At 35.9% G+C, this 21,917-nt stretch carries 21 protein-coding genes and 1 tRNA gene; 13 read left to right on the forward strand and 9 right to left on the reverse strand.

The window, feature by feature from the left end; all coding sequences use genetic code 11:
• Positions 1-69 precede the first annotated feature (69 nt).
• Positions 70-146 (reverse strand) — tRNA-Arg (locus V6255_RS13670).
• A gap of 208 nt (positions 147-354) precedes the next feature.
• Between V6255_RS13670 and rnr the strand changes: the two genes are divergently transcribed.
• A complete protein-coding gene (gene rnr, locus V6255_RS13675; protein ID WP_341628658.1) occupies positions 355-2,886 on the forward strand; it encodes a ribonuclease R in 2,532 nt (843 codons plus the stop codon).
• 139 nt (positions 2,887-3,025) lie between these two features.
• Entirely contained in the window at positions 3,026-3,766 is a 741-nt protein-coding gene (gene rlmB / locus V6255_RS13680) for a 23S rRNA (guanosine(2251)-2'-O)-methyltransferase RlmB (protein ID WP_341628659.1), read from the forward strand.
• Between the two features lie 185 nt (positions 3,767-3,951).
• Here rlmB and V6255_RS13685 read toward each other — a convergent pair whose 3' ends face one another.
• Positions 3,952-5,286 (reverse strand): DUF481 domain-containing protein, encoded by a 1,335-nt coding sequence (locus tag V6255_RS13685; RefSeq protein ID WP_341628660.1) that lies wholly within the window; start codon positions 5,284-5,286, stop codon positions 3,952-3,954.
• Positions 5,287-5,544: 258 nt separating this feature from the next.
• Here V6255_RS13685 and rpsF point away from each other — a divergent pair, with 258 nt between their 5' ends.
• Genes rpsF through rplI form a run of 4 tightly spaced genes read left to right on the forward strand, consistent with a single transcriptional unit; the run spans position 5,545 to position 6,972 of the window.
• The gene (rpsF, locus tag V6255_RS13690) at positions 5,545-5,952 is read left to right on the forward strand and encodes a 30S ribosomal protein S6 (protein ID WP_025563297.1); all 408 of its coding nucleotides are present in this window, start codon (positions 5,545-5,547) and stop codon (positions 5,950-5,952) included.
• An 8-nt stretch (positions 5,953-5,960) separates the two neighbouring features.
• Positions 5,961-6,266: a primosomal replication protein N gene (priB, locus tag V6255_RS13695; protein ID WP_025563296.1), complete on the forward strand. Its 306-nt coding sequence runs from the start codon at positions 5,961-5,963 to the stop codon at positions 6,264-6,266.
• A gap of 9 nt (positions 6,267-6,275) precedes the next feature.
• Entirely contained in the window at positions 6,276-6,503 is a 228-nt protein-coding gene (gene rpsR, locus V6255_RS13700; protein ID WP_160063801.1) for a 30S ribosomal protein S18, read from the forward strand.
• A 16-nt stretch (positions 6,504-6,519) separates the two neighbouring features.
• A complete protein-coding gene (gene rplI / locus V6255_RS13705) occupies positions 6,520-6,972 on the forward strand; it encodes a 50S ribosomal protein L9 (protein WP_341628661.1) in 453 nt (150 codons plus the stop codon).
• A 396-nt stretch (positions 6,973-7,368) separates the two neighbouring features.
• On the opposite strand, the gene V6255_RS13710 is transcribed toward rplI, so the two are convergent.
• The 3 genes from V6255_RS13710 to V6255_RS13720 form a co-directional block, all read right to left on the reverse strand.
• Complete coding sequence (locus V6255_RS13710; RefSeq protein ID WP_341628662.1) at positions 7,369-8,037, reverse strand: response regulator; 669 nt, start codon at positions 8,035-8,037, stop codon at positions 7,369-7,371.
• A 559-nt stretch (positions 8,038-8,596) separates the two neighbouring features.
• The gene (locus V6255_RS13715; RefSeq protein WP_341628663.1) at positions 8,597-10,060 is read right to left on the reverse strand and encodes an ATP-binding protein; all 1,464 of its coding nucleotides are present in this window, start codon (positions 10,058-10,060) and stop codon (positions 8,597-8,599) included.
• An 886-nt stretch (positions 10,061-10,946) separates the two neighbouring features.
• Complete coding sequence (locus tag V6255_RS13720) at positions 10,947-11,234, reverse strand: EF-hand domain-containing protein (protein ID WP_341628664.1); 288 nt, start codon at positions 11,232-11,234, stop codon at positions 10,947-10,949.
• A gap of 218 nt (positions 11,235-11,452) precedes the next feature.
• Between V6255_RS13720 and V6255_RS13725 the strand changes: the two genes are divergently transcribed.
• On the forward strand, positions 11,453-11,920 hold the full coding sequence (locus tag V6255_RS13725; protein WP_341628665.1) for a GAF domain-containing protein: 468 nt from the start codon (positions 11,453-11,455) through the stop codon (positions 11,918-11,920).
• Positions 11,921-12,057: 137 nt separating this feature from the next.
• Here V6255_RS13725 and V6255_RS13730 read toward each other — a convergent pair whose 3' ends face one another.
• The 4 genes from V6255_RS13730 to prfB form a co-directional block, all read right to left on the reverse strand.
• Positions 12,058-12,822, reverse strand: a complete 765-nt coding sequence (locus V6255_RS13730; RefSeq protein ID WP_341628666.1) for a DUF6969 family protein — start codon at positions 12,820-12,822, stop codon at positions 12,058-12,060.
• Positions 12,823-13,019: 197 nt separating this feature from the next.
• A complete protein-coding gene (locus tag V6255_RS13735) occupies positions 13,020-13,280 on the reverse strand; it encodes a hypothetical protein (protein WP_341628667.1) in 261 nt (86 codons plus the stop codon).
• Positions 13,281-13,890: 610 nt separating this feature from the next.
• Complete coding sequence (gene lysS / locus V6255_RS13740) at positions 13,891-15,408, reverse strand: lysine--tRNA ligase (protein WP_341628668.1); 1,518 nt, start codon at positions 15,406-15,408, stop codon at positions 13,891-13,893.
• A 92-nt stretch (positions 15,409-15,500) separates the two neighbouring features.
• Positions 15,501-16,599 (reverse strand): peptide chain release factor 2 gene (gene prfB, locus V6255_RS13745; protein WP_341628669.1). Its coding sequence is split into 2 segments (ribosomal slippage): positions 15,501-16,523 and positions 16,525-16,599, totalling 1,098 coding nucleotides; the frame shifts between segments, so codons are not numbered across the junction.
• Between the two features lie 518 nt (positions 16,600-17,117).
• On the opposite strand from prfB, the gene V6255_RS13750 reads away from it, so the two are divergent.
• The 6 genes from V6255_RS13750 to V6255_RS13775 all read left to right on the forward strand — a co-directional run bounded on the left by V6255_RS13750 (position 17,118) and on the right by V6255_RS13775 (position 21,783).
• Positions 17,118-18,842, forward strand: a complete 1,725-nt coding sequence (locus V6255_RS13750) for an acetolactate synthase 3 large subunit (protein WP_341628670.1) — start codon at positions 17,118-17,120, stop codon at positions 18,840-18,842.
• A complete protein-coding gene (ilvN, locus tag V6255_RS13755) occupies positions 18,835-19,335 on the forward strand; it encodes an acetolactate synthase small subunit (RefSeq protein ID WP_341628671.1) in 501 nt (166 codons plus the stop codon). The genes V6255_RS13750 and ilvN overlap by 8 nt, the downstream gene beginning before the upstream one ends.
• Before the next feature lie 78 nt (positions 19,336-19,413).
• A complete protein-coding gene (locus V6255_RS13760) occupies positions 19,414-19,623 on the forward strand; it encodes a hypothetical protein (RefSeq protein WP_025565347.1) in 210 nt (69 codons plus the stop codon).
• Positions 19,620-20,075, forward strand: a complete 456-nt coding sequence (locus V6255_RS13765) for a copper chaperone PCu(A)C (RefSeq protein ID WP_341628672.1) — start codon at positions 19,620-19,622, stop codon at positions 20,073-20,075. Before V6255_RS13760 ends, V6255_RS13765 begins: the two co-directional genes overlap by 4 nt.
• 30 nt (positions 20,076-20,105) lie before the next feature.
• Positions 20,106-20,717: a TIGR04219 family outer membrane beta-barrel protein gene (locus V6255_RS13770; protein ID WP_341628673.1), complete on the forward strand. Its 612-nt coding sequence runs from the start codon at positions 20,106-20,108 to the stop codon at positions 20,715-20,717.
• Positions 20,718-21,156: 439 nt separating this feature from the next.
• Positions 21,157-21,783: a glutathione S-transferase gene (locus V6255_RS13775; protein ID WP_341628674.1), complete on the forward strand. Its 627-nt coding sequence runs from the start codon at positions 21,157-21,159 to the stop codon at positions 21,781-21,783.
• The last annotated feature ends 134 nt before the right edge of the window (positions 21,784-21,917 follow it).

The following is a 21,917-nucleotide window of genomic DNA, read 5'->3' on the forward strand; positions in this document are numbered from 1 at the left end:
ACTACAACAACTAAAGAACTTCTACACATCCGTAATATTACTTTTTAAAACAATTGCTTCTCGAAGTAATGGTGCACCAGACAGGATTCGAACCTGTGGCCTTTGCCTCCGGAGGGCAACGCTCTATCCAGCTGAGCTACGGGTGCTCACGTCTTTAGCGTGGCGCGGATAATACTGAACACTGCAAAAGCTGTCTAGTCTTTTCTGCATTTTTTTTGCTAAAATGGTTCTGCTTGCTTAATCAATAACCAATTTGCCTAAAAAATAAAAAAAACAGCCTTTTATTGATTAATCCAAAGCTTTGACTGATTTTCAGATATACTTTAACTAATTGCCTTATAAAGAGTTCCAAATATGACCCTAGATCCTACTGTAGATCAAGAACCCAAAACCTATGAACACCCTGTACCTGACCGCGAGTTTATTCTAGCTTTCATTGAAAAACACGGTAAACCAATCACACGTGATGCGATGTTTAAAGCATTCTCATTGAGCAGCGAAGAAGAAGCTGAAGGCCTACGTCGTCGTTTAAAAGCGATGGAACGTGATGGCCAATTAATTTGGTGCCGCAATGCAACGTATCAGATACCTGATAAACTTGACCTTGCAACAGGTAAAGTGATCGGCCATAAAGATGGTTTTGGTTTCTTAAAAACAGAAGATGATAGTAAAGACCTTTTCTTACCGAATCACCAAATGCGTTTCCTCTTTCACGGAGACACTATATTAGCGCAACCAGTTAAGGTTGATTCACGTGGCCGTACTGAAGCACGTTTTGTGCGTTTAGTAGAAGCACGTAAAGAAACGATTGTAGGTCGTTACTTTGTAGAAGATGGTGTTTCATCAGTGATACCTGACGATTCTCGTATTAATCAAGAAATTACTATTAGTAAAGAAAATAATGGCGGTGCTCGTCATGGACAAATAGTCGTAGTTGAAATAATTCAACGTCCTAAAGCCCGCTTTACTGCAACGGGTAAAATCACAGAAGTACTCGGCCAAGATATGGAACCGGGTATGGAAGTTGAAATTGCACTGCGTACACATGATATCCCACATGAATGGCCAGAAGGTTTAGATAAAGAACTTGAACCTTTTGGCGAGTTCGTACCAGAAGAAACTAAAAAAGGCCGTGTTGACCTACGTGATTTACCATTAGTTACTATTGACGGTGAAGATGCACGTGACTTTGATGATGCAGTTTTCTGTCAAAAAGAACCGGGGGGCGGTTGGCGCTTATGGGTAGCGATTGCCGATGTGAGCTCTTACGTTCGCACTGGCACTATCCTAGATAAAGAAGCGGTTAATCGTGGTAACTCTGTTTATTTCCCAGATCAAGTTATTCCAATGCTACCTGAAGTGTTATCAAACGGTTTATGTTCATTAAACCCACAAGTTGACCGTCTCTGTATGGTTAGCGAAATGGTGATTGGACAAGACGGTCATTTAAAAGATTATAAATTCTACGAAGCGGTAATGAATTCTCACGCTCGTTTTACTTATACAAAAGTAGCCTCTATTTTAAAAGGTGATGAAGCATTACGTGAACAATACTCACCATTAGTGCCACATTTGGAAGAGTTAGAGAACCTTTATAAAGCGTTCAAAAAAGCACGTAAAATCCGTGGCGGCATGGAATTTGAAACGTTAGAAGTACGTTTCTTATTTAATGAAGCACGTAAAATTGATGCGATTGTGCCGCTAGTACGTAACGATGCGCATAAGATCATTGAAGAATGTATGATTCAAGCGAATGTTGCTTCAGCACGTTTCATCGAGTCAGCCGGCGCATCTGCGTTATTCCGTGTTCATGAAACACCAAGTGAAGAAAAACTCGCTAACTTCCGCTCTTTCTTAGGTGAATTAGGTTTAAGCCTTAACGGTGGTGAAAAACCTGCGCCGCGCGATTACGCTGATTTAGCAGAAACCTTTGCAGAACGTGATGATAAAGAACTGTTACAAACCATGCTACTGCGCTCAATGAAGCAAGCGGTTTATCAAGACGAAAACCTAGGTCACTTTGGTTTAGCGTTAGAAGAATACGCTCACTTTACGTCGCCAATTCGCCGTTACCCTGATTTGATTTTACATCGTGCCATTAAGTACTTAGTCGCACATCAAGCAAACAATCAATTAAAAGCGAAATGGACTGAAACTGGCGGTTATAACTACCAAACTGAAGAAGTTAGCCAATTAGGCGAACATTGTTCAATGACCGAGCGTCGTGCAGATGATGCAACACGTGATGTCGCTGATGCGCTTAAATGTGAATATATGCAAGATCATATTGGCGATACCATGGTGGGTACGATTGCCGCGGTGACCAATTTCGGTTTCTTTGTACGCCTGAATGACATTCATATCGATGGTTTAGTGCATGTTACTGGCTTGATTTCTGATTACTATATTTTTGATGCAGGTAAGCAAACCCTAAAAGGTGAGCGTACAGGCCGCATTTATCGTATCGGCGATGTATTAGAAGTGAAAGTATTATCAGTTAACTTAGATGATAAGAAAATTGATTTTGAACTTGCTGATGAAGCGGTAGCTGGGCAACGTAAACGAGCTCGTAAGCCAGAAGGCCGTAAATCTGAAACTAAAGGTTCAGATCGCCCTATCGACAAACGTTCACGTAATAAAGAAAAAAGCAAAGCAGACGGTAAAGCAAATGATAAGCGTGATGCAAAGCCTGTTGTAAAACTGACAGAAGAAGAGCTTTTAGCAAAAAGAAAAGCAGCCAATAAGCAAAAGAAAAAGCCTCAACGCAAAGTAGCGCAAGGTGAAAAGAATACTGCGTCTTCTAAAAAGAAAAAAACAACGTCTAAAACGAAACGCCCAGGTCGTGCCGCTCGCTCTAAAGCAAAAGCGAGTAACACTAAAACATAATGCTTAGCTATGGTACTGAGTGATCTGGTACTTAGCTATATTACCTAGGTGCAATATTTAGGTATCGACCTAAATAGCAATAAACAGTGATGACAGGTGAAGCTCTTTGCTTCACCTTTTTTATAAAGAGATGAGTAACATGAGTAAAAGTGAAATTATTTACGGTATGCACGCCGTTGATGCCCTATTAGAAAAACAACCAGAACGTGTGATAGAAATTTACGCCCTAAAAGGCCGTGATGATGAACGTTTAAATGACGTGCTTAATAAAGCGAAAGAATGGGGTGTGTCAGTACAATTCATGCAACGTAAAGCATTAGATGAAAAATCTGATGGTGAACAGCATCAAGGTATTATGGCGCGAGTAAAAACATTGAAAGTATTAACGGACAATGATTTAGAGCCGATTTTAGCAGCATTAGATGTTCCACCATTCTTATTGATTTTAGATGGCGTGACTGACCCGCATAACTTAGGTGCTTGTTTACGAAGTGCTGAAGCTGCTGGTGTACACGCTGTAATCATTCCTAAGGATAACTCGGCAAGTTTAACGCCTGTTGTACGTAAAGTAGCTTGTGGTGCAGCAGAATCAATTCCATTAATCCATGTAACTAACTTAGCACGTGCTATGCGTAATTTGCAGGATAAAGGTATTTGGATTTACGGCACAGCCGGTGAAGCAGAACAAAGCCTTTATGATTGTAAATTAGAAAGTGGTATGGCATTAGCAATGGGCGCTGAAGGCAAAGGCTTACGTCGTTTAACTCGTGAGCATTGTGATGAGCTAATTAAATTACCAATGGCGGGTGCAGTTTCAAGTTTGAATGTATCTGTTGCAACAGGTATTTGTTTGTTTGAAGTGGTTCGCCAGCGTCGATAAATAATGACATTAAGCAACGATAATTAAGTACTGCAATTTAAAGAAATAAACTGCATTAAAAAATCGACAAAAAGGCCAGAAGATAGAGTAATCTCCTTCTGGTCTTTTTATTTGATCACTTTTAAAAGAAGAGTTGTTTCATTTCTCCCTCCAAAGTTATTCTTTCTAGTATTCTATGCTTTGTTTTAAAAAGCATATTGAAGATTAAAACCTGTTGAAAGTTCGTCATTTTCACTTTCTTCTGGAACATTTTGATTGTATTTATAATTGATATCAAAAATCAAATACAGCTCTTGATATATTCTATTTTGGGCTTTGAACTCAACGCCATAAACACTATTTTTATGCCCTAATTCAAACACGCTACCTAATGTAACCTGTAAGCTTTCTGTGACTATTCTTTCATAGTTTAGCTTCGTTCGTATGATGAATTCATTAAAAGAAACTTCATCTTCTCCATCATTAGGCTCTGCAAGCTTGTAACCTGGCCCAAATTCAGTATTAAATTTATGATTATTTTCATTAAAGAAAATATGACCATATCCTGCTGTAAATGTATCTTCTTTGCCATATGAAGCAGATTGACTGCGTTGAATATCACTACGCAGAAAAATTAAATTAACAGGATCTAAATTATAATTCCCTTGTAACTGCCAACGCCATTCATTTTCCGTTTCTTCGTCTTCTTCATCTTCAAACTCAAATTTAATATCATTATTAATATTATATCGATCAACAACGTTGTAATCTAAAATCAACCGCCCTTCTGCACTTTTAGTTAATTCATTTTCTTGTTCATAATTAAAGCCAAATTCAACAGCGCCGCTAAAATGTTTTTCTTCTAATGTTATTTCTTCATTTCCATCAACTATATCTGTCTGAATATTATTTGTTTGAACCGCCACATCAATAAACTCAGCATCAGAAATCCCATTTCTCCCTGGTGATGTTTTCTTTGTTTTTAATAAATCAGATTTCTGATCGATAGAGGTCTTAATTTGATCAATGGGTGAGCTTAATAAGCTTGCATGTTTTAATAGCTCTTTTTGTAATGCATCGTTAAGCTGCCTTTCACGCTTAAGGCTTTCGGCTAGATAAGATTCTTGAATGTTAACCTGATTATCTAAAGTCGATACTTTATCCGCGAGACGCTGATTTTCTTCTTCTAAAGTCGTCAGTTTGATTTCTTGTAATTCTTGAGCTTGTTGTCTTTGAGCCGTTTTTTTTAGCTCTGCCTGTAACTGTGCTTTTAACGTTTCTATCTTTTGTTGTGCATCTGTCTGAGATTTGATGACTGCAAGCGTTTCTTCTGCGGTTAAATTTAATAAAATATCGTCTATCGTAAGCGGCTTTTCATCTTCTAGAACTTTATCATGAGTCTCCTTTATATTAGCGTCTTCATCATCAACTGTAACAGAATTTTCTTTTGCTATAAGCCCTTCAGGCTCCATAAAAAACCAAGCATTAGCACTAAAAACGACAAGATTAACCATTAAAATGTAAAAGAATGGAGAGTTCAATAAAACCAGCTCATTTATATAATTTAAGAAAAGGGTATTTTATGTTGTTAAGCTATAGATGCAAACGATCAATAAAAGTTCCCAACAATTTAAGCTCATATTATTTATTATCGGTTATATTACTTTTGTCACTTGCGTAAGTTGACTCTAAATTGTACAATCTGCCGCCTTAAATCAGCCACCCTTTTTGTTCCTTGCTTCTATTGGTACGGCTGAGCCAAATTAAGAAGCTACTAACCCGTAAGGAGCGATTTTTATATGCGTCATTATGAAATCGTATTTATGGTTCACCCAGATCAGAGTGAACAAGTTAATGGTATGATCGAGCGTTACACTACTTCTATCACAGAAGCTGGTGGTACTGTTCATCGTCTAGAAGACTGGGGCCGTCGTCAACTGGCTTACCCAATCAACAAACTACACAAAGCACACTATGTTCTTATGAATATTGAAGCTGAGCAAAAAGTAATCGATGATTTGGAAACTGCTTTCCGTTTCAACGATGCTGTGATCCGTAACATGATCATGCGTACTAAATCTGCTGTAACTGAAGCATCTGTAGTGGCTAAAGCAAAAGAAGAACGTGTTGAACGTGCTCCTCGTGCTCCACGTCCAGATTTTGATGCTGCACCAGCTGCGCCTGCTGCAACAGAAGCTGAAGCATAAGAAACTGAGTGACTGATAACTTTTTGCAACTTACAGGTATCGTAACTGAAAAGCCGATACATAAAACAAGCCCAAGTGGTATTGAACACTGTAATCTGACGATAGAACATCGTTCAGTGCAAGAAGAAGCTGGATTACCACGCAATACATATTGTTATATGCCAATTGCAACAAGTGGACCATTAGCAAGTCAGTTGAAAAATAAATTATCGAAAGGTATGCAAATTAAAGTAAGTGGTTTTATCACTTACCACCAAAGCAAGAGTAATCTTGGTAAATTGGTGTTACATGCTCAGTACATAGAACAAATTTAAGGAACTACCATGGCTCGTTATTTTCGCCGTCGTAAATTCTGTCGATTCACAGCAGAAAATGTTGTTGAGATTGATTACAAAGACGTTGTTACATTAAAAAACTACATCACTGAAAGTGGTAAAATCGTACCTAGCCGTATTACTGGCACATGTGCAAAATACCAACGCCAACTAGCGCGCGCTATCAAACGTGCACGTTACTTGTCGCTTTTACCTTACACAGATTTACACAAGTAAATAGGAGCTATATATTATGGAAATTATTCTACAAGATACAGTTGCTAACCTTGGTAAACTTGGCGATAAAGTTAATGTTAAAGCAGGTTACGCACGTAACTTTCTTTTCCCACAGCAAAAAGCTGTACCAGCAAACAAAGCAAACTTAGAAGCTTTTGAAGCACGTCGTGCTGAATTAGAAGCTAAGCAAGCTGCTAACCTAGCTGCTGCTCAAGCACGTGGTGAAGCTATCTCTGCATTAGAAGCGGTTACAATCACTTCTAAAGCTGGTGATGCTGGTAAACTATTCGGTTCAATCGGTACGCGTGATATTGCTGATGCAATCACTGCTGCTGGTGTAGCTGTTGCTAAAAGTGAAGTTCGTCTTCCTGAAGGCGCTTTACGTACAACTGGTTCTTACGAGATTACTGTTACAGTACACTCTGACGTAACTTCAGTTGTAAACCTTGAGATTGTTGAAGCTGAGTAATCAGTAACAATAACTTGACGTTAAAAAATACCTGCTTTCGAGCGGGTATTTTTTTGCCTAAAATTTAATAAAGATATATTTGATAATGCCGATTACATTAAATAAGTAATCTAAATTTTGCGCAGGAAAAGTGACTTAATTTAAGGTATAAGTTGAGGTTTTTGGAAATTTAACTTCGTTAATCGTCTGTCGGAGAATTAATAAGGTGATCATTCTTGCTGGTTAAAAACAGTTCCATTCAAGACGTAAATGGCTATTCTCTTTACGAAGCTTACAACGAAGAAATATATTATTTTAACAAGTAAAATAGATCTGTTAATTAGTGTGATTGATATAATAACGATTTGTTTTAACCATCTCATTAAAGCGATATTAGTGCCAGTAAAGTAACTATTTTTAAGCTAACACTAAACGATAACCTGCCCCGTAAACCGACTGAATTAAATCTTCACCTTCACTAATTATAATTAACTTTTTTCTTAGTTTTTTAATATGACTATCGATGGTTCGGTTATTAACAATACGATCATCTGAATACATATTTTGCATCAACTGTTCTCGCGTGAAGATACGACCAGATTTATTAGCTAACAGCTTAAGCAACTGGAACTCGATAGATGTAAATACAATAACATTACGCTTAAATGTAGCCGTTAAATGATTTTCATTTAATAGAAAGTCATTGCTAAGAACAGTAGATGAACCTGCTCTTCTTAATACAGCTTTCACTCTAGCCACCACTTCTCTCGGACTAAAAGGCTTACAGATATAATCATCAGCACCTAAATCTAACCCTAATAATCGATCTAATTCATCGACTTTTGCAGAGACTATTAAGATAGGGACATTTGAAAACTGACGGATCTCTTGACACAAGGTAATACCATTTTTACCGGGTAACATGATATCTAATAGAATAACACTTGGCTTGTGGCTTTTTACCCAAGCAATAACGTCATCACCGTTATCTATTATATGAGGGGTATATTCTGTTAATTTAAAATAATCTGCTAACAAATTAGCGAGTTTAATTTCATCCTCTACAATTAATATAGAATTTAACATTGATTGTTCCTTATCATATTACTAGTAACCTAGTTAGGTAATGTCTTAATTTTATGCAGAAAAATAGCTTAATTTCAAAGGTAAGTTAATCCTTTATCGCTACATTAAAAACGTTTAATTTATACCAATCACACTAATTAAGTTATCTATTTTACTTGTTAAAATAACCTATTTAATGTAATCGGTATTATTAATGGCTATTCCATTTACCAAATTTTCAACTCCATAATAAGTCACTTTAATCAAAGATTAGTTTTGAGAATTATAAAGGTTATACAATTCTACTTTAATATAGACCTGTTATCATTCAAGGTGAAAAACTCAGCAAACAATGATTTGCTTCACGGTTTCCCTCCAGATCGTTAGCTTTAAAACTAACACTGCGTTACAACCTTTGAGAAGGACTCACTATTGTCATCATCTTGTGCCTTGATTTAGAGTCAATGCTAACGATTGAACAAAGCACCTTGAGTGATAACGGGTATAGTTTATTAAGTTGGTAGGTTCTATTTTAATACTACGTATAAGCAGTATTAAAATACTTAACCGTTAGAAAATATTATTGATCCAACGGAAGCTCAATCACGATTGCTAACCCGCCTAAATCTGATGCTAACGCTTTAATACTACCTTGATGTGCCGTCACTATATGTGCACAAATAGACAAACCAAGCCCGGCTCCACCTGTCTTCCTATTTCTTGAGCTTTCAATTCGGTATAAGTACTCAAAAAGGCGCTGTAGATGTTGCTCTTCGACACCAACACCATCATCTTCGACTTTAATGCGTATCAAGCTTCCTGTTAATGATGTGTATAGTTCAATTGAAATCTTTACAACGCTAGCTTCTGAATATTTAATACAATTATTAATTAAGTTTTCAAATAACTGACATAACCTTGTTGTATCGACAAAAACATTCGCTTCTGTCTCATTATTATCCACAACTAAGACTATATTAGCTGCCGCTAGAAAGCCTGTATATTTATCAACTTCTGACTTGAACCATGTACCAAGATTAACTGTTTTCTTTCGGTAATGCATACCACCTATATCGGCACTGCTAAGCTGGTCTAAATCATCAATAAGATGCTGTAAGTGTTTAACTTCATCATTAGCAGAGTCAATATTTTTTTCATTGATTGGTCTAACACCATCTAACATCGCCTCTAACTCACCACGTAAGATCGCGACAGGGGTTCGCAATTCATGGGATATATTTGCTAGCCAGCGTTTACGAGCACCTTCGTTTTCATGCAAGGTTAATGCTAACTCATTAAAGTCTCGACTAAGTTCACCTAATTCATCTTTTCTGTTCAGAGCTATATTCTGTTGATAATCACCTTGCGTTAATTTATGCATGCCTAGAATAATTTTCTTAATTGGTTCTGCTATATGGCGTGCGATAGGAAAAGTAATCAAGGCGACTAAAAACATGGTAAAGATCGCTATTACCCATAAGTAACTTTGCAATTGTTCGATAAGATCAAGCTCGTAACCGTCTGTAATTTGCTTTTTTTTAGGGATCATTAACCAACCAACATTAACTTCATTGGCATTGATAGGGGTTTTATTGTACTCAATATTTTCATCATAATAACCAGCGATAAGATTTTTATTATGATCAAATAAAGCAAAACTTGCTTGACCTCTTGGTGGGCGGTTACTTTCTATAGGATGGCCATCTCTGAGCATAGGATCAGGTTGGGAAATACGATCTTGTCGATCTCTTGGTGGGTGGTTAGGTCGTCCTGGTAATTCTGACACACTAAATTCACCTTGTAAGTGCAAAAAAAGTATATCTCCAAATCTTTTATGATGACCTCTTAAATCTTGCCAGCTATTTTCTTTTTTATATTCTTTTTCAAGCTGAGTAACGAGAGGTTTTAATGCTTCTATATCTTTACTATTAACATAATCAATAACTCCCTTATTAATACTCCATTGTATTAACAAGACTAAAGCACTCACTAATAACAAGCTAAAGCTAAAAAAAACAAAAAATAATTTATTGTGGATTTTCATATCAGCAATCTCATGCTTGTATTACGGTTTTAATTTGTAAGAACCAGATAAACAATATTAACAGACCTTTTACTTCAACAAGGGATTAACTAATAATCACACTAATTAACTAATCTATTTTACTTATTAGAACAACTTATTTAATACCATTGATATAACCATCGAAGCATTCCGAATAAGTAAGTTAAAAAATATTAAATAAGGCAATACAATATAAAAATAGAATGGTAATAAAGGTCTACTTAGCAGATTAAATAAGTAAATAACCTCAATTCTGAATAAGCAAAGCAATACAACACTGCTATTTATGCGGATTTCTGCGTTAAATTATCTATCAATAACCAGTTATTGCTTCAATAATTCGCTTTGAACGACACAAAACTAACGGCACTGTAGAATAAAAAATATAACCTCATGATTTTAAATATAATTTATATTTTATTAGCCAGAATTAAAATTAAATAATAAAAATAAACCCGTTAGCATTTAACAAAACTAACGGGCCTATCTCATTAAATATACTATTACAATATTATGTAGCAGTATTGATAGTCGAATCACCCACTTCGATACCAATTTTCACATCATCAAATATCTAAAGTTATTTAAATTAATAAAACAGCTTAATTTAACAACAGAAATTCACCAATAATAATATATCCAAAACACGTTCAGATATATTAATGTTAGCTTGTTTCATGTACTGATACTATGTGATGATAAATGTGGAGGAGATCTTACGCCTCCTTCCACACTTATTCAGTGATTATTTCTTTCCGTTCAGGTCAACATGGAAAATACCTATGTTTTCGTTTATAAAAATACCGAAAAAATATTTAGACCGTGAACTCATTCGATATGATTAAAAGAACAACAATCTATATTTTTAATTTTCTCGACGAGGTGGCTTGTGGCTGCTAAATTCACTTTCAGTGATGACACCATCACTATCTGAATCTATTTCATCAAAGACTGTTTGATGGTCACCATGTGGAATGTCTTTAGCAGAAAACTCTGTAAAACTAATTTCGCCGTTACCATCAGTATCGATCGATGAAAATGCAGGCGGACCACCTTGAGGACGATCTCCTTGCTCAGAACCAGCTGCGTAACTCTGACCGATAAAACCAATTGAAAGAGCGAAAGCAAGTAAAACTTTTGAACATTGTTTCATTTAGAAAACCTTATAAGACTAAAAACAAGATTCATACAATAACCATTGAATGTGCAAAAAATGTGCATAAAATAATACTTTTTTATAAAAAGTATTATTTTATTAAAGATTCTCTTTTATTTTCATCAATCTCCCCTAACCAAGCTTAATTCTCTCTTGCGTTAACCATAAAAATATTTATTCTCTCTTTATATAATTAATTAATAAGCAGGTAAAAAATGAAAACATTAGCCGACTACCAATTACTCACAAAACAAGCTATTGCTCTTATAGAAGATGAAAAAGATTTAACAGCTAATCTATCTAATGTAAGTGCTCTGCTTAATATGAACTTATCGAATATAAACTGGGTAGGTTTTTATCTATTAAAAAACAATCAACTTGTATTGGGTCCATTCCAAGGTAATGTTGCTTGTGTGCGTATCGATTTAGATAAAGGAGTTTGTGGTAAAGCGTTTAGCACAAATAAAACGCAGCGTATCGGTGACGTACATGAGTTTCCAGGACATATTGCTTGCGATGCAGCAAGCCAGTCAGAGATTGTAGTACCTATTAATTACAATGGAAAAACGATAGCAGTATTAGATATTGATAGCCCAATAACAGAGCGCTTTAACGAAGTGGATGAGGCAGGTTTAAATCACTTTATTGAGCAATTACAAGGTAAACTTAATTTTTCTTACTAATAAAAACTGAGCTAGGTGAGCTTATTGCCTAGCTTATTCAACTCTATTCTTTGATAACCAAAAAATTCATATCATTGATACCATTACGGTTATTTTCGATAATAAAATTTACTAGGTATCGTTATTACTCGGCATTGTTAGTCGATGTTATGATTAAGCGTTTCAGCTTTCTCTGTCAATTGCAGTACCCACTCATCTATTGTTATAGACAATGAGCCTGTCATATCTAATGAACGATCTTCTAATACATCAACTTCTGGGTTTGTTTTATGCATAAACTCAATCACTTTATCTCTATGCTCTAATAAAGCAACGATATGTGGTCTAAACAAAACAAACATCGCTGATAACCATTGGTTGACGACTAAATTAGGATAAGCATGCTCAATATAAAAACGATCTAATAATGCAATGGTATCTTTAGCAGAATACCATGTTTGTGCAGCGACCCATCGGTTTACCGCAAAAAAGCCAACAGGGAAACCTTCATCATCCATTGAAATACAAACAAAGTGTGCAACAGCCTTCTCACCTGCAGGCCACGGCTCTGAATGCATAAACCCTTCCATCGGTTTAATCGACTCAGGAATTGATGGTGAACGTAAAAAAGTATGAAAGTGGCCATGCTCAGACTCTATTCCACGATGATTATGGTAATAATATTGACTGTGTGTTTCATTGTCATAAACATCTTCTTCAGGGTAATGGTTTAATTGGTAAAATGTCCCCTCCCCTTTAAGCAATTCACTAACAATATTGATCCCCCCTCTCTCTAAAAGGCGATGGCACTCTTTCACTTTTTTAGCAGCGACTAATAGAGCATCGATATTATCAATTGACTCTAACGAAGGAGCTTCAAGGGGAATATTCGCTTCACAAGCAGACCAAGAAATTTTATGCATAATATAAAACTTAATATTAAAGGTTAAAAAGATAAAACAGCGTATTCTAGTAAAATGTTATAGCAAAAAAATGTGCTGATTTCGCCTAGAAGTCTCTAAAATTTGGTACCAACTAAGTTACCTATTTTTTTAATCAACATCTATTAACGCTTATTAGAATACGTTGTTTACCAATAATTAACTAACTAATAAAGTGCTTATTTAGCAGCACATGGATTTTTAGCAGCACATGGGTTTTTAGCAGCACATGGGTTTTTAGCAGCACACGGGTTTTTAGCAGCACACGGGTTTTTAACAGCACACGGGTTAACCACTTTAGTCACCTTAGCTGAACAAGGCGAACAATAATCATCGAAATCAGCACCACCACAACCAGCATATGCTGGGTTAATAGTTAAAGCAGCAGTAAAGATACCAGCAGCGATGATAGCAGGTTTGTTTTTTAATATTTTTTTCATGATAATTGACCTTAATGTAATGGGTTAAGACGTAATGTTTTAAAACAAGTTATGAGTAAAAAAACTGTAAACAATAACTCGTCATCAATTGAGTGTAAGTTACTGTCCCCTCAAAAGACCCACCCCGTTTACTGAAAATTTCAAAATAAATGAGAATAAAGATAAGTTTGTTAAGTACTTTTGATATTGTTTACAAAAAAATAAGTATTTAACATATAAAAAATATAACAAATAACTTAACGCTTATTTATTAAAACTTTAAAAATCAATTGGTTAAAAAACAATTTAAAGAGAATAAAAAAATGACATGAATATTTTACTTTAATACTCATTATTTTGATTAGGTAACTTAATTAAAAATAAAAGAAATAAATAATAGTATTAACTGCTTTGTATAAGTGAGTTCTTATTTATTTTGTTATTTTTATAATGAACTGAATGGCTTTGACTGATTAAGTTATTCTTTTAATTAAATACACTAAGCGTCAATTTTAATAAGTATTAAATGCAATAAAAAATACTTTCGTCATAAAAAAATGGGCAAAAAAAGCCTCGAATAACGAGGCTTAATGTTGTGAAATAACAACGTTGAAATAATAACGTGTATTTATTATTTAGCTTGTGGGCGCATGTGTGGGAATAGTAATACGTCACGGATAGTATGGCTATCAGTAAACAACATCACTAAACGGTCGATACCAATGCCTTCACCTGCTGTTGGTGGTAAACCATGTTCAAGAGCAGTAATATAGTCTGCATCGTAGAACATAGCTTCATCATCACCAGATTCTTTCTGTGCGACTTGATCCATGAAACGTTGCGCTTGGTCTTGTGAGTCATTTAGCTCAGAGAACCCATTCGCTAACTCACGACCACCAACGAAGAATTCAAAACGATCCGTTACATCTGGATTCTCATCATTACGACGTGCTAATGGTGATACTTCAGCTGGGTAAGCGGTAATGAACGTTGGCTGCATTAGTTTATGTTCAGCCGTTTCTTCAAAGATCTCAGTTAAGACTTTACCTTCGCCCCAGCTGTCTTTTAAGTGGATATCTAAACGTTTTGCTAAGGCTTTTAATCCTTCCATGCTATCTAGTTCAGATGCTTCAATGCCTTCATTGTATTCAAGAATTGATTCTTTCATTGTTAAGCGTATAAAAGGTTGGCCAAAATCAAACGTTTCTTCACCATATTTAACAATGCTTGAACCTAATACGTTTTCAGTAATAGTACGTAACATATCTTCTGTTAAGTTCATTAGGTCAATGTAATCAGCGTAAGCTTGGTAGAACTCGATCATAGTGAATTCTGGGTTATGACGCGTTGAAACACCTTCGTTACGGAAGCTACGGTTAATTTCGAATACTCGCTCAAAACCACCAACCACTAAACGCTTAAGGTTTAATTCTGGTGCAATACGTAAATACATTGGTAAATCTAATGCATTATGAAACGTTTCAAATGGACGAGCTGTAGCGCCACCTGGGATTGCTTGTAACATTGGCGTTTCTACTTCCATAAAATTACGTTCATTTAAGTAAGTACGAATAGCCGTTACGATTTTGTTACGTAAAATAAATGTTTTACGTGATGATTCGTTAGCAATTAAGTCAAGGTAACGTTGACGGTAACAAGCTTCAGTATCAGATAAACCGTGGAACTTATCTGGTAATGGACGTAGTGCTTTAGTCAGAATACGGATTTCTGATACTTTAATACTTAGTTCGTCTGTCTTAGTTTTAAATAAAACACCTGTAGCACCCACAATATCGCCTAAATCCCATTTTTTGAATTCAGTATTGTAAAAACCTTCCGCTAAGTTATCACGTGCAACGTAAACTTGAACCTGACCGCCCATATCTTGAATAGTTGCAAAGCTTGCTTTACCCATAATACGACGTGTCATCATACGACCAGCAACACTCACTTCAACGGCTAATTCTTCTAGCTCTTCTTTGCTCTTTTCGTCATAAAGCTTATGCAGTTCATCTGAGATATTTTTACGACGGAAGTCATTTGGGAATGCTTGTCCCTTTTCACGCATAGCATCTAGTTTTTCTAGACGTGCGGTTAAAATATCGTTCAACTCTTCTTGTGGTGCTTCTGCTTTATTTTGCTCTGACATGATAGTTCCTATCGGTTTAGTGTCTTACATTATTTTTCTAAATGAGCCTTACATAAAGTAAATCAATATAAGGCTTATGCTGTTTATTTTATTTACAATCCAGACTTTAGGCTTGCTTCAATAAATTTATTTAAATCGCCATCTAATACGACTTGAGTATTGCGATTTTCAACACCGGTACGTAAATCTTTAATACGCGAATCATCTAATACGTATGAACGAATTTGACTGCCCCAGCCAATATCCGACTTACCATCTTCATTAATCTGCTTTTCTACATTTTGCAATTGTACTTCATGCTCATAAAGTTTCGCGCGAAGTTGCTTCATCGCTTGATCTTTATTTTTATGCTGCGAACGGTCATTTTGACATTGCACTACTATATTAGTTGGCACGTGGGTAATACGAACCGCTGACTCAGTGGTATTAACATGTTGACCACCTGCACCCGATGCACGATATACATCAATACGTAAATCTGCAGGGTTAATTTGAATATCAATATTGTCATCAATTTCAGGATAAATAAACGCAGAAGCAAAAGACGTATGACGTTTACCCGATGAATCGAATGGCGATTTACGCACTAAACGATGCACACCTGTTTCAGTACGCAACCAGCCATAAGCATATTCACCACTAAAACGAATAGTAGCGCCTTTAATACCTGCGACATCGCCAGGCGTTGCTTCCATTAATTCGGTTTTATATCCATTGGCTTCACCCCAACGTAAATACATACGTAATAGCATATTAGCCCAGTCTTGTGCTTCAGTACCACCAGACCCAGATTGAATATCAAGGTAACAAGAGCAAGCATCTTGTTTACCCGAAAACATACGACGAAACTCTAATATTTCTAATTGCTTTTCAAGATCATTGGCTTCTTTAATCGCTTCATCAAAACTGTCTTGATCGCTTTCTTCTACCGCCATTTCCACTAGCATTTCAACTTCGTCAGTACCTTCTGTTAAGGCATCAATCGTTTTCACTACTAATTCAAGGCTACTACGCTCTTTTCCTAATGCTTGTGCATGTTCAGGATCGTTCCAAACTTCAGACGATTCAAGCTCACGGCTAACTTCTTCGAGTCGCTCTACTTTGGCGTCGTAGTCAAAGGTACCCCCTAAGCATTTCAGCACGCTCAGTTAGGTCTTTAAGTTGATTAAGAATAGGATTTACTTCAAACATTGAGGCTCGCTATTAGTATATTCGTAAAAAGAGGCGAATTTTAACCAATTATCATCGAAATAAATAGAGAACAATTAAAATTAATAGCCGCTTAGCGGTGCTTTTATCAACTAAAGTAATAACGCAGTGCTCAGCCCAGCTAAGGAAATGGGGTTTATGCACTTAGATTAAAAGGAAGGACGGATAAAATGATGCCTAAAAAGCATTTAAATAAGGTTCTTTTTTAGGTTGTTTGTAGATTGCTTTAAAAGATTATTATTAAAAAATCACACTGTATTGAGAAAAACCAAAATAGCGCGGAAAATGCTCCACTACATTGAAAAGCATAAAATGTTAATAAGCTTTACAAAAAAATCAGAAATACAGCAAATAAGTTAAAAAAATGCGATATTTAAGTGTTTTTTAGATGCATTTTATTTTCATTAACGTAAAGTTAAAAACTCATTTAAGCAAAGTTCGCTTCTATCCGATACAGATAGAAAACGACGCAATTAACCGATTGTATAAGGATACAAATTATGGAAATGCTCTCTGGCGCAGAAATGGTTGTGCGCTCACTACAGGACGAAGGTATAGAACATATCTTTGGTTACCCTGGTGGTTCAGTTTTAGATATTTACGATGCGATTTTTCAATCTGACAAAATCGAACATTATTTAGTACGTCATGAGCAAGCTGCAGTACATATGGCAGATGCTTATTCACGTGCAACAGGCAAAGTAGGTTGTGTATTAGTAACAGCTGGCCCTGGCGCAACAAACTGTATTACTGGTATTGCAACGGCTTACATGGATTCGATTCCATTAGTTGTTTTAGCAGGTCAAGTTCCTACTTTCTGGATTGGCGACGATGCCTTCCAAGAAACGGATATGATTGGTGTTTCTCGCCCAGTCGTTAAGCATAGTTTTTCATGTCGTACCGCTGAAGAAATCCCAATTGCTATCAAAAAAGCATTTTATATTGCATCAACAGGCCGACCTGGCCCTGTGGTTATTGATCTTCCAAAAGATGTACAAAACCCACTAAATAAATTCCCTTATGAATATCCTGAAACGGTTAGCTTACGTTCATATAACCCAACGTTAAGCGGACATAAAGGACAAATAAAACGTGCAGTTGCTGCGTTAACAAGTGCTAAAAAACCTGTTTTATACGTAGGTGGTGGCGCCATTATTGCCAATGCATCAAAACAAGTATTAGAGCTTGCTGAAAAATTAAACTTACCAGTAACCAATACCTTAATGGGTTTGGGTGCATTCCCTGGCGAGCACAAACAATTTATCGGTATGTTAGGTATGCACGGCACTTATGAAGCAAACAAATCAATGCATAATGCTGATTTGATTTTTTCTTGTGGTGCACGCTTCGATGATCGTGTAACCAATAATGTTGATAAATTCTGTCCAAACGCAAAAATCATGCATATTGATATCGACCCAACATCTATCTCAAAAAATATCCATGCAGATTTACCGATTGTAGGTAGTGTTGAAGTGGTGTTACAACAGATGTTAGATCTGATTCAAGAAACTCAAGCAAACAATGATAGCGAAAGTATTAATCTTTGGTGGGATCAAATTAACGAATGGCGCGCTAAAGATTGTCTTGCTTACAAAACATCAGAAACGCATATCAAACCACAGCAAGTAATCCAATGTTTATATAAAGTAACAAAAGGCGATGCAATTGTTACTTCTGACGTTGGTCAACATCAAATGGTTGCCGCTCAATATTATCCATTTAAAGAACCTCGTCAATGGATTAACTCAGGTGGTGCCGGAACAATGGGCTTTGGCTTACCTGCTGCAATGGGTTGTAAAATAGCCTTCCCAGATCGTCCCGTTGTTTGTGTAACAGGCGATGGCTCTATTCAAATGAATATTCAAGAGCTATCAACTTGTATGCAATACAACATTCCAGTTGTTATCTTGTTATTAAACAACCGTTCACTAGGTATGGTAAAACAGTGGCAAAAAATGTTCTACGGTGGTCGTCAATCTCATTCTTATATGGATAGTGTGCCTGATTTTGTTAAATTATCAGAAGCGTATAACCATATCGGTATTAAGGTAGATAAAATTGAAGAGCTTGAACCTGCATTAATACGTGCGTTTGAATTAAAAGATCGTGTTGTATTTGTTGACGTTGCGATTGACCCTGAAGAGCACGTTTACCCTATGCAAGTTAAATTTGGCAGTATGCAAGACATGTACCTAAGCAAAACGGAGCAAACTGATGCGTAGAATAATTTCTGTATTATTAGAAAATGAATCTGGTGCACTTGCACGTGTTGTTGGTTTATTTGCACAACGTGGTTATAACATTGAGTCTTTAACCGTTTCACCAACGAATGACTTAACACTGTCACGTATGACCATTACGACTGACGTAGTTGACAATGCAACACTTGAACAGATGATGAAGCAATTACACAAACTGGTTGATGTGTTACGTGTTTCTGAATTAACTCAAAGTGCACATGTAGAACGTGAGCTATTGTTAATAAAGGTACGCACAGTGGGTAGCGAAGCACGTGAAGAAGTTAAACGCACTTGTGATATTTACCGTGGTCAAATAGTTGATATTACTCAACACCTGTACACCATACAATTAACTGGCGTAGGTTCAAAATTAGATGCTTTTGTAGCAACTATTTGTGATGCAAGTGAAATTGTAGAAGTCGTTAGATCTGGGGTTTGTGGTATTGCTCGTGGTGATAAAGCACTGCGTGCGTAAATACCAATATAATTGTTAAAACCTTACTTATGCAAAGTGCAGTTTCCTGTACTTTGCATTTTTTTATAGGAGAATAAAATGTTTGAATTGCTTGCGCTATTAATGTCCGCATTTGTACTTTTTATGTTTGGCATATCAATCCTTAGCCTCGGTGTTATCGCTTTCATCATGATTGCTTGTTTTATCTTTATTGGCGCACTCTCCTTTATCTTAAAATTTGGCATTTGGATATTAGCCGCTTATTTAATTTATTATTATTTCTTTCAGCATAACAAGGACAAATCATGAAACAACTAACATTTTTAATTTGCACGTTATTACTTTCAATAAACAGCTTTGCTAGTGAGTTAGACATTAGCGAGCAGCATATACGTGCTACACCGCCTCATGCAAAAAATAGCGCTGCATTTTTTACTATCACCAACAATACTAATAAGAATGTTAATTTAGTTGCAGTACAAAGTGATATTGCAGAACAGATTCAGATACACACCAATATTAATGAAGACGGCTTGATGAAAATGCGTCAAGTAGACACTATAATGATTAAAGCAAATAGTAGTACATCATTACAGCCAGGCGGTTATCATGTTATGTTTATAGGTTTAAAAAATAGCTTAACAGAAGGACAAAGCGTCGATCTTATGCTTTATTTTGATAATGGTGAACAGATCAAAGTAAATACACCAGTACAAAAGATTAACCCTTCTCACAAAATGTCAGAACACAAACATCATTAAATAATTAAGCTCACAAAGGGATATCGAATTATGAAAAAACAAGTTTTAGCGGCTGCTATCGTAGCTACAATGAGCATGCCGGCAATGGCTGATTTCTTAGGTGTTTATGCAGGTATTGATTACAGTACGAATGATACGACGCTCGGCAATGATTCAGACAGATCAAACAATATTTCTGGTTATGTAGCTTTTGAACATTTCATTCCATTAATACCAAATATTAAAATTAAATATAATGACCTAACAAACCACCATTTTGATGAAGATAATAGCTCAACGACAAATGGTATCTTGTATTACGAAATCCTTGATAACGATCTAGTTGAACTTGATTTAGGTGCTGTTTATACCGACGCTGAAGGCTACAACGAAAGTGCTTCAATTGTTCAAGCATACGGTGCTGCTAAAGTACACGTACCCGGTGTAAGTATGCATGCTTTTGCAGAAGTAATTGGTGGTTCAGTAACTGATGATGATGCATTGAGTGCTGAAATTGGATTGGCTTATACGTTTAATCCTGATTCAAGCTTATTAAATGTCGCTGTTCGTACAGGTTACCGAGTACAAGAATTAGATTTAGACCATACTTCTAACAAACAAGAAATCGATGGTTTATTTGCAGGTGTAGAAGTTCATTTCTAAGCACTACTAAAAAATAACACATTAAATTTAAAGGCCACAAATAGCTATCTATTTGTGGCCTTTTGTTTAAAGTCCACATGCGATGTAGGCGTGAATGCCGAGGCTGATAATTGGGCTCGTCCAAATAGTTATACCGATTACATTAAATAAGTGATCTAAATTTTGCGCAGAAAAAATGAGTTAGTTCAAGGCGAAAATTGAGCTAAATGTTTGTTCCCTTTACGAAATTTACAACGAAGAAATAAGTTATTTTAACAAGTAAAATAGATAACTTAATTAGTGTGATTGGTATTAGTCAATGACTCTGTTTGTGGATATATAAAAGTATTGAATAACGTTATGATGAGTTTACATTGATAGGCAGCAATGGATTGTAGAATAAAAGAGTTTTGAGCAACTCTCTCTTACATTATCAACCATTATAAAAATTAGGAATATCATGATCAAATTACATCATTTAAATAAATCACGTTCTAAACGCATTATTTGGTTATTAGAAGAACTTAATATTAGCTATGAAATTGTCCCATACCAACGTGATAGCGTCAGTTTTCTTGCGCCACCAGAGCTTAAATCAGTTCACCCGTTAGGCAAATCACCGGTGATTGAAGATGATGGTTTAGTTATCGCAGAATCAGGGGCTATTACTGAATACCTTATTGATAAATACGCAGACGGTCAATTAGCACCAACACGTGGTACAAAAGAATATGTAGAATATTCTCAATGGCTACACTTTGCAGAGAGCTCTGCTATTTTACCTTTGTTACTAAAAATGTTTGTTGCAAAAGATGGCTGTGAAACTAACTTTTTAGCTCAATATGCAGATATAGAAACTGAAAAAGTAATTAGTTTCTTCGATCAATCATTGCAAGGTAAACGTTATTTAGTCTCAGACCAATTAACTGGTGCAGACATCATGATGTCATTCATTGCAGAGTTAGTTCAAAACAATGGCGAATTAGATAAATATAAAAACATAGCCACTTATATTCAACAATTAGCAACCCACCCTGCTTTTACTCGCTCAAATGAAATCGAATTAGATGCAGAAACAACGATATAGTTTTTTTGAAAATATTAATGGGTTGATAGCATCAAACTTTTAACCCTGTATATTAATAAAAAATGACTTGGCCCCATTTTAAATAGATTTATAATGGGGTCAACATTAAGCATAATCGTCTTCAACTTCCCTCT

The sequence above is a fragment of the Psychromonas arctica genome (genome assembly GCF_038155225.1).
In the GTDB taxonomy this organism is placed as follows: Bacteria; Pseudomonadota; Gammaproteobacteria; order Enterobacterales; family Psychromonadaceae; genus Psychromonas; species Psychromonas arctica_B.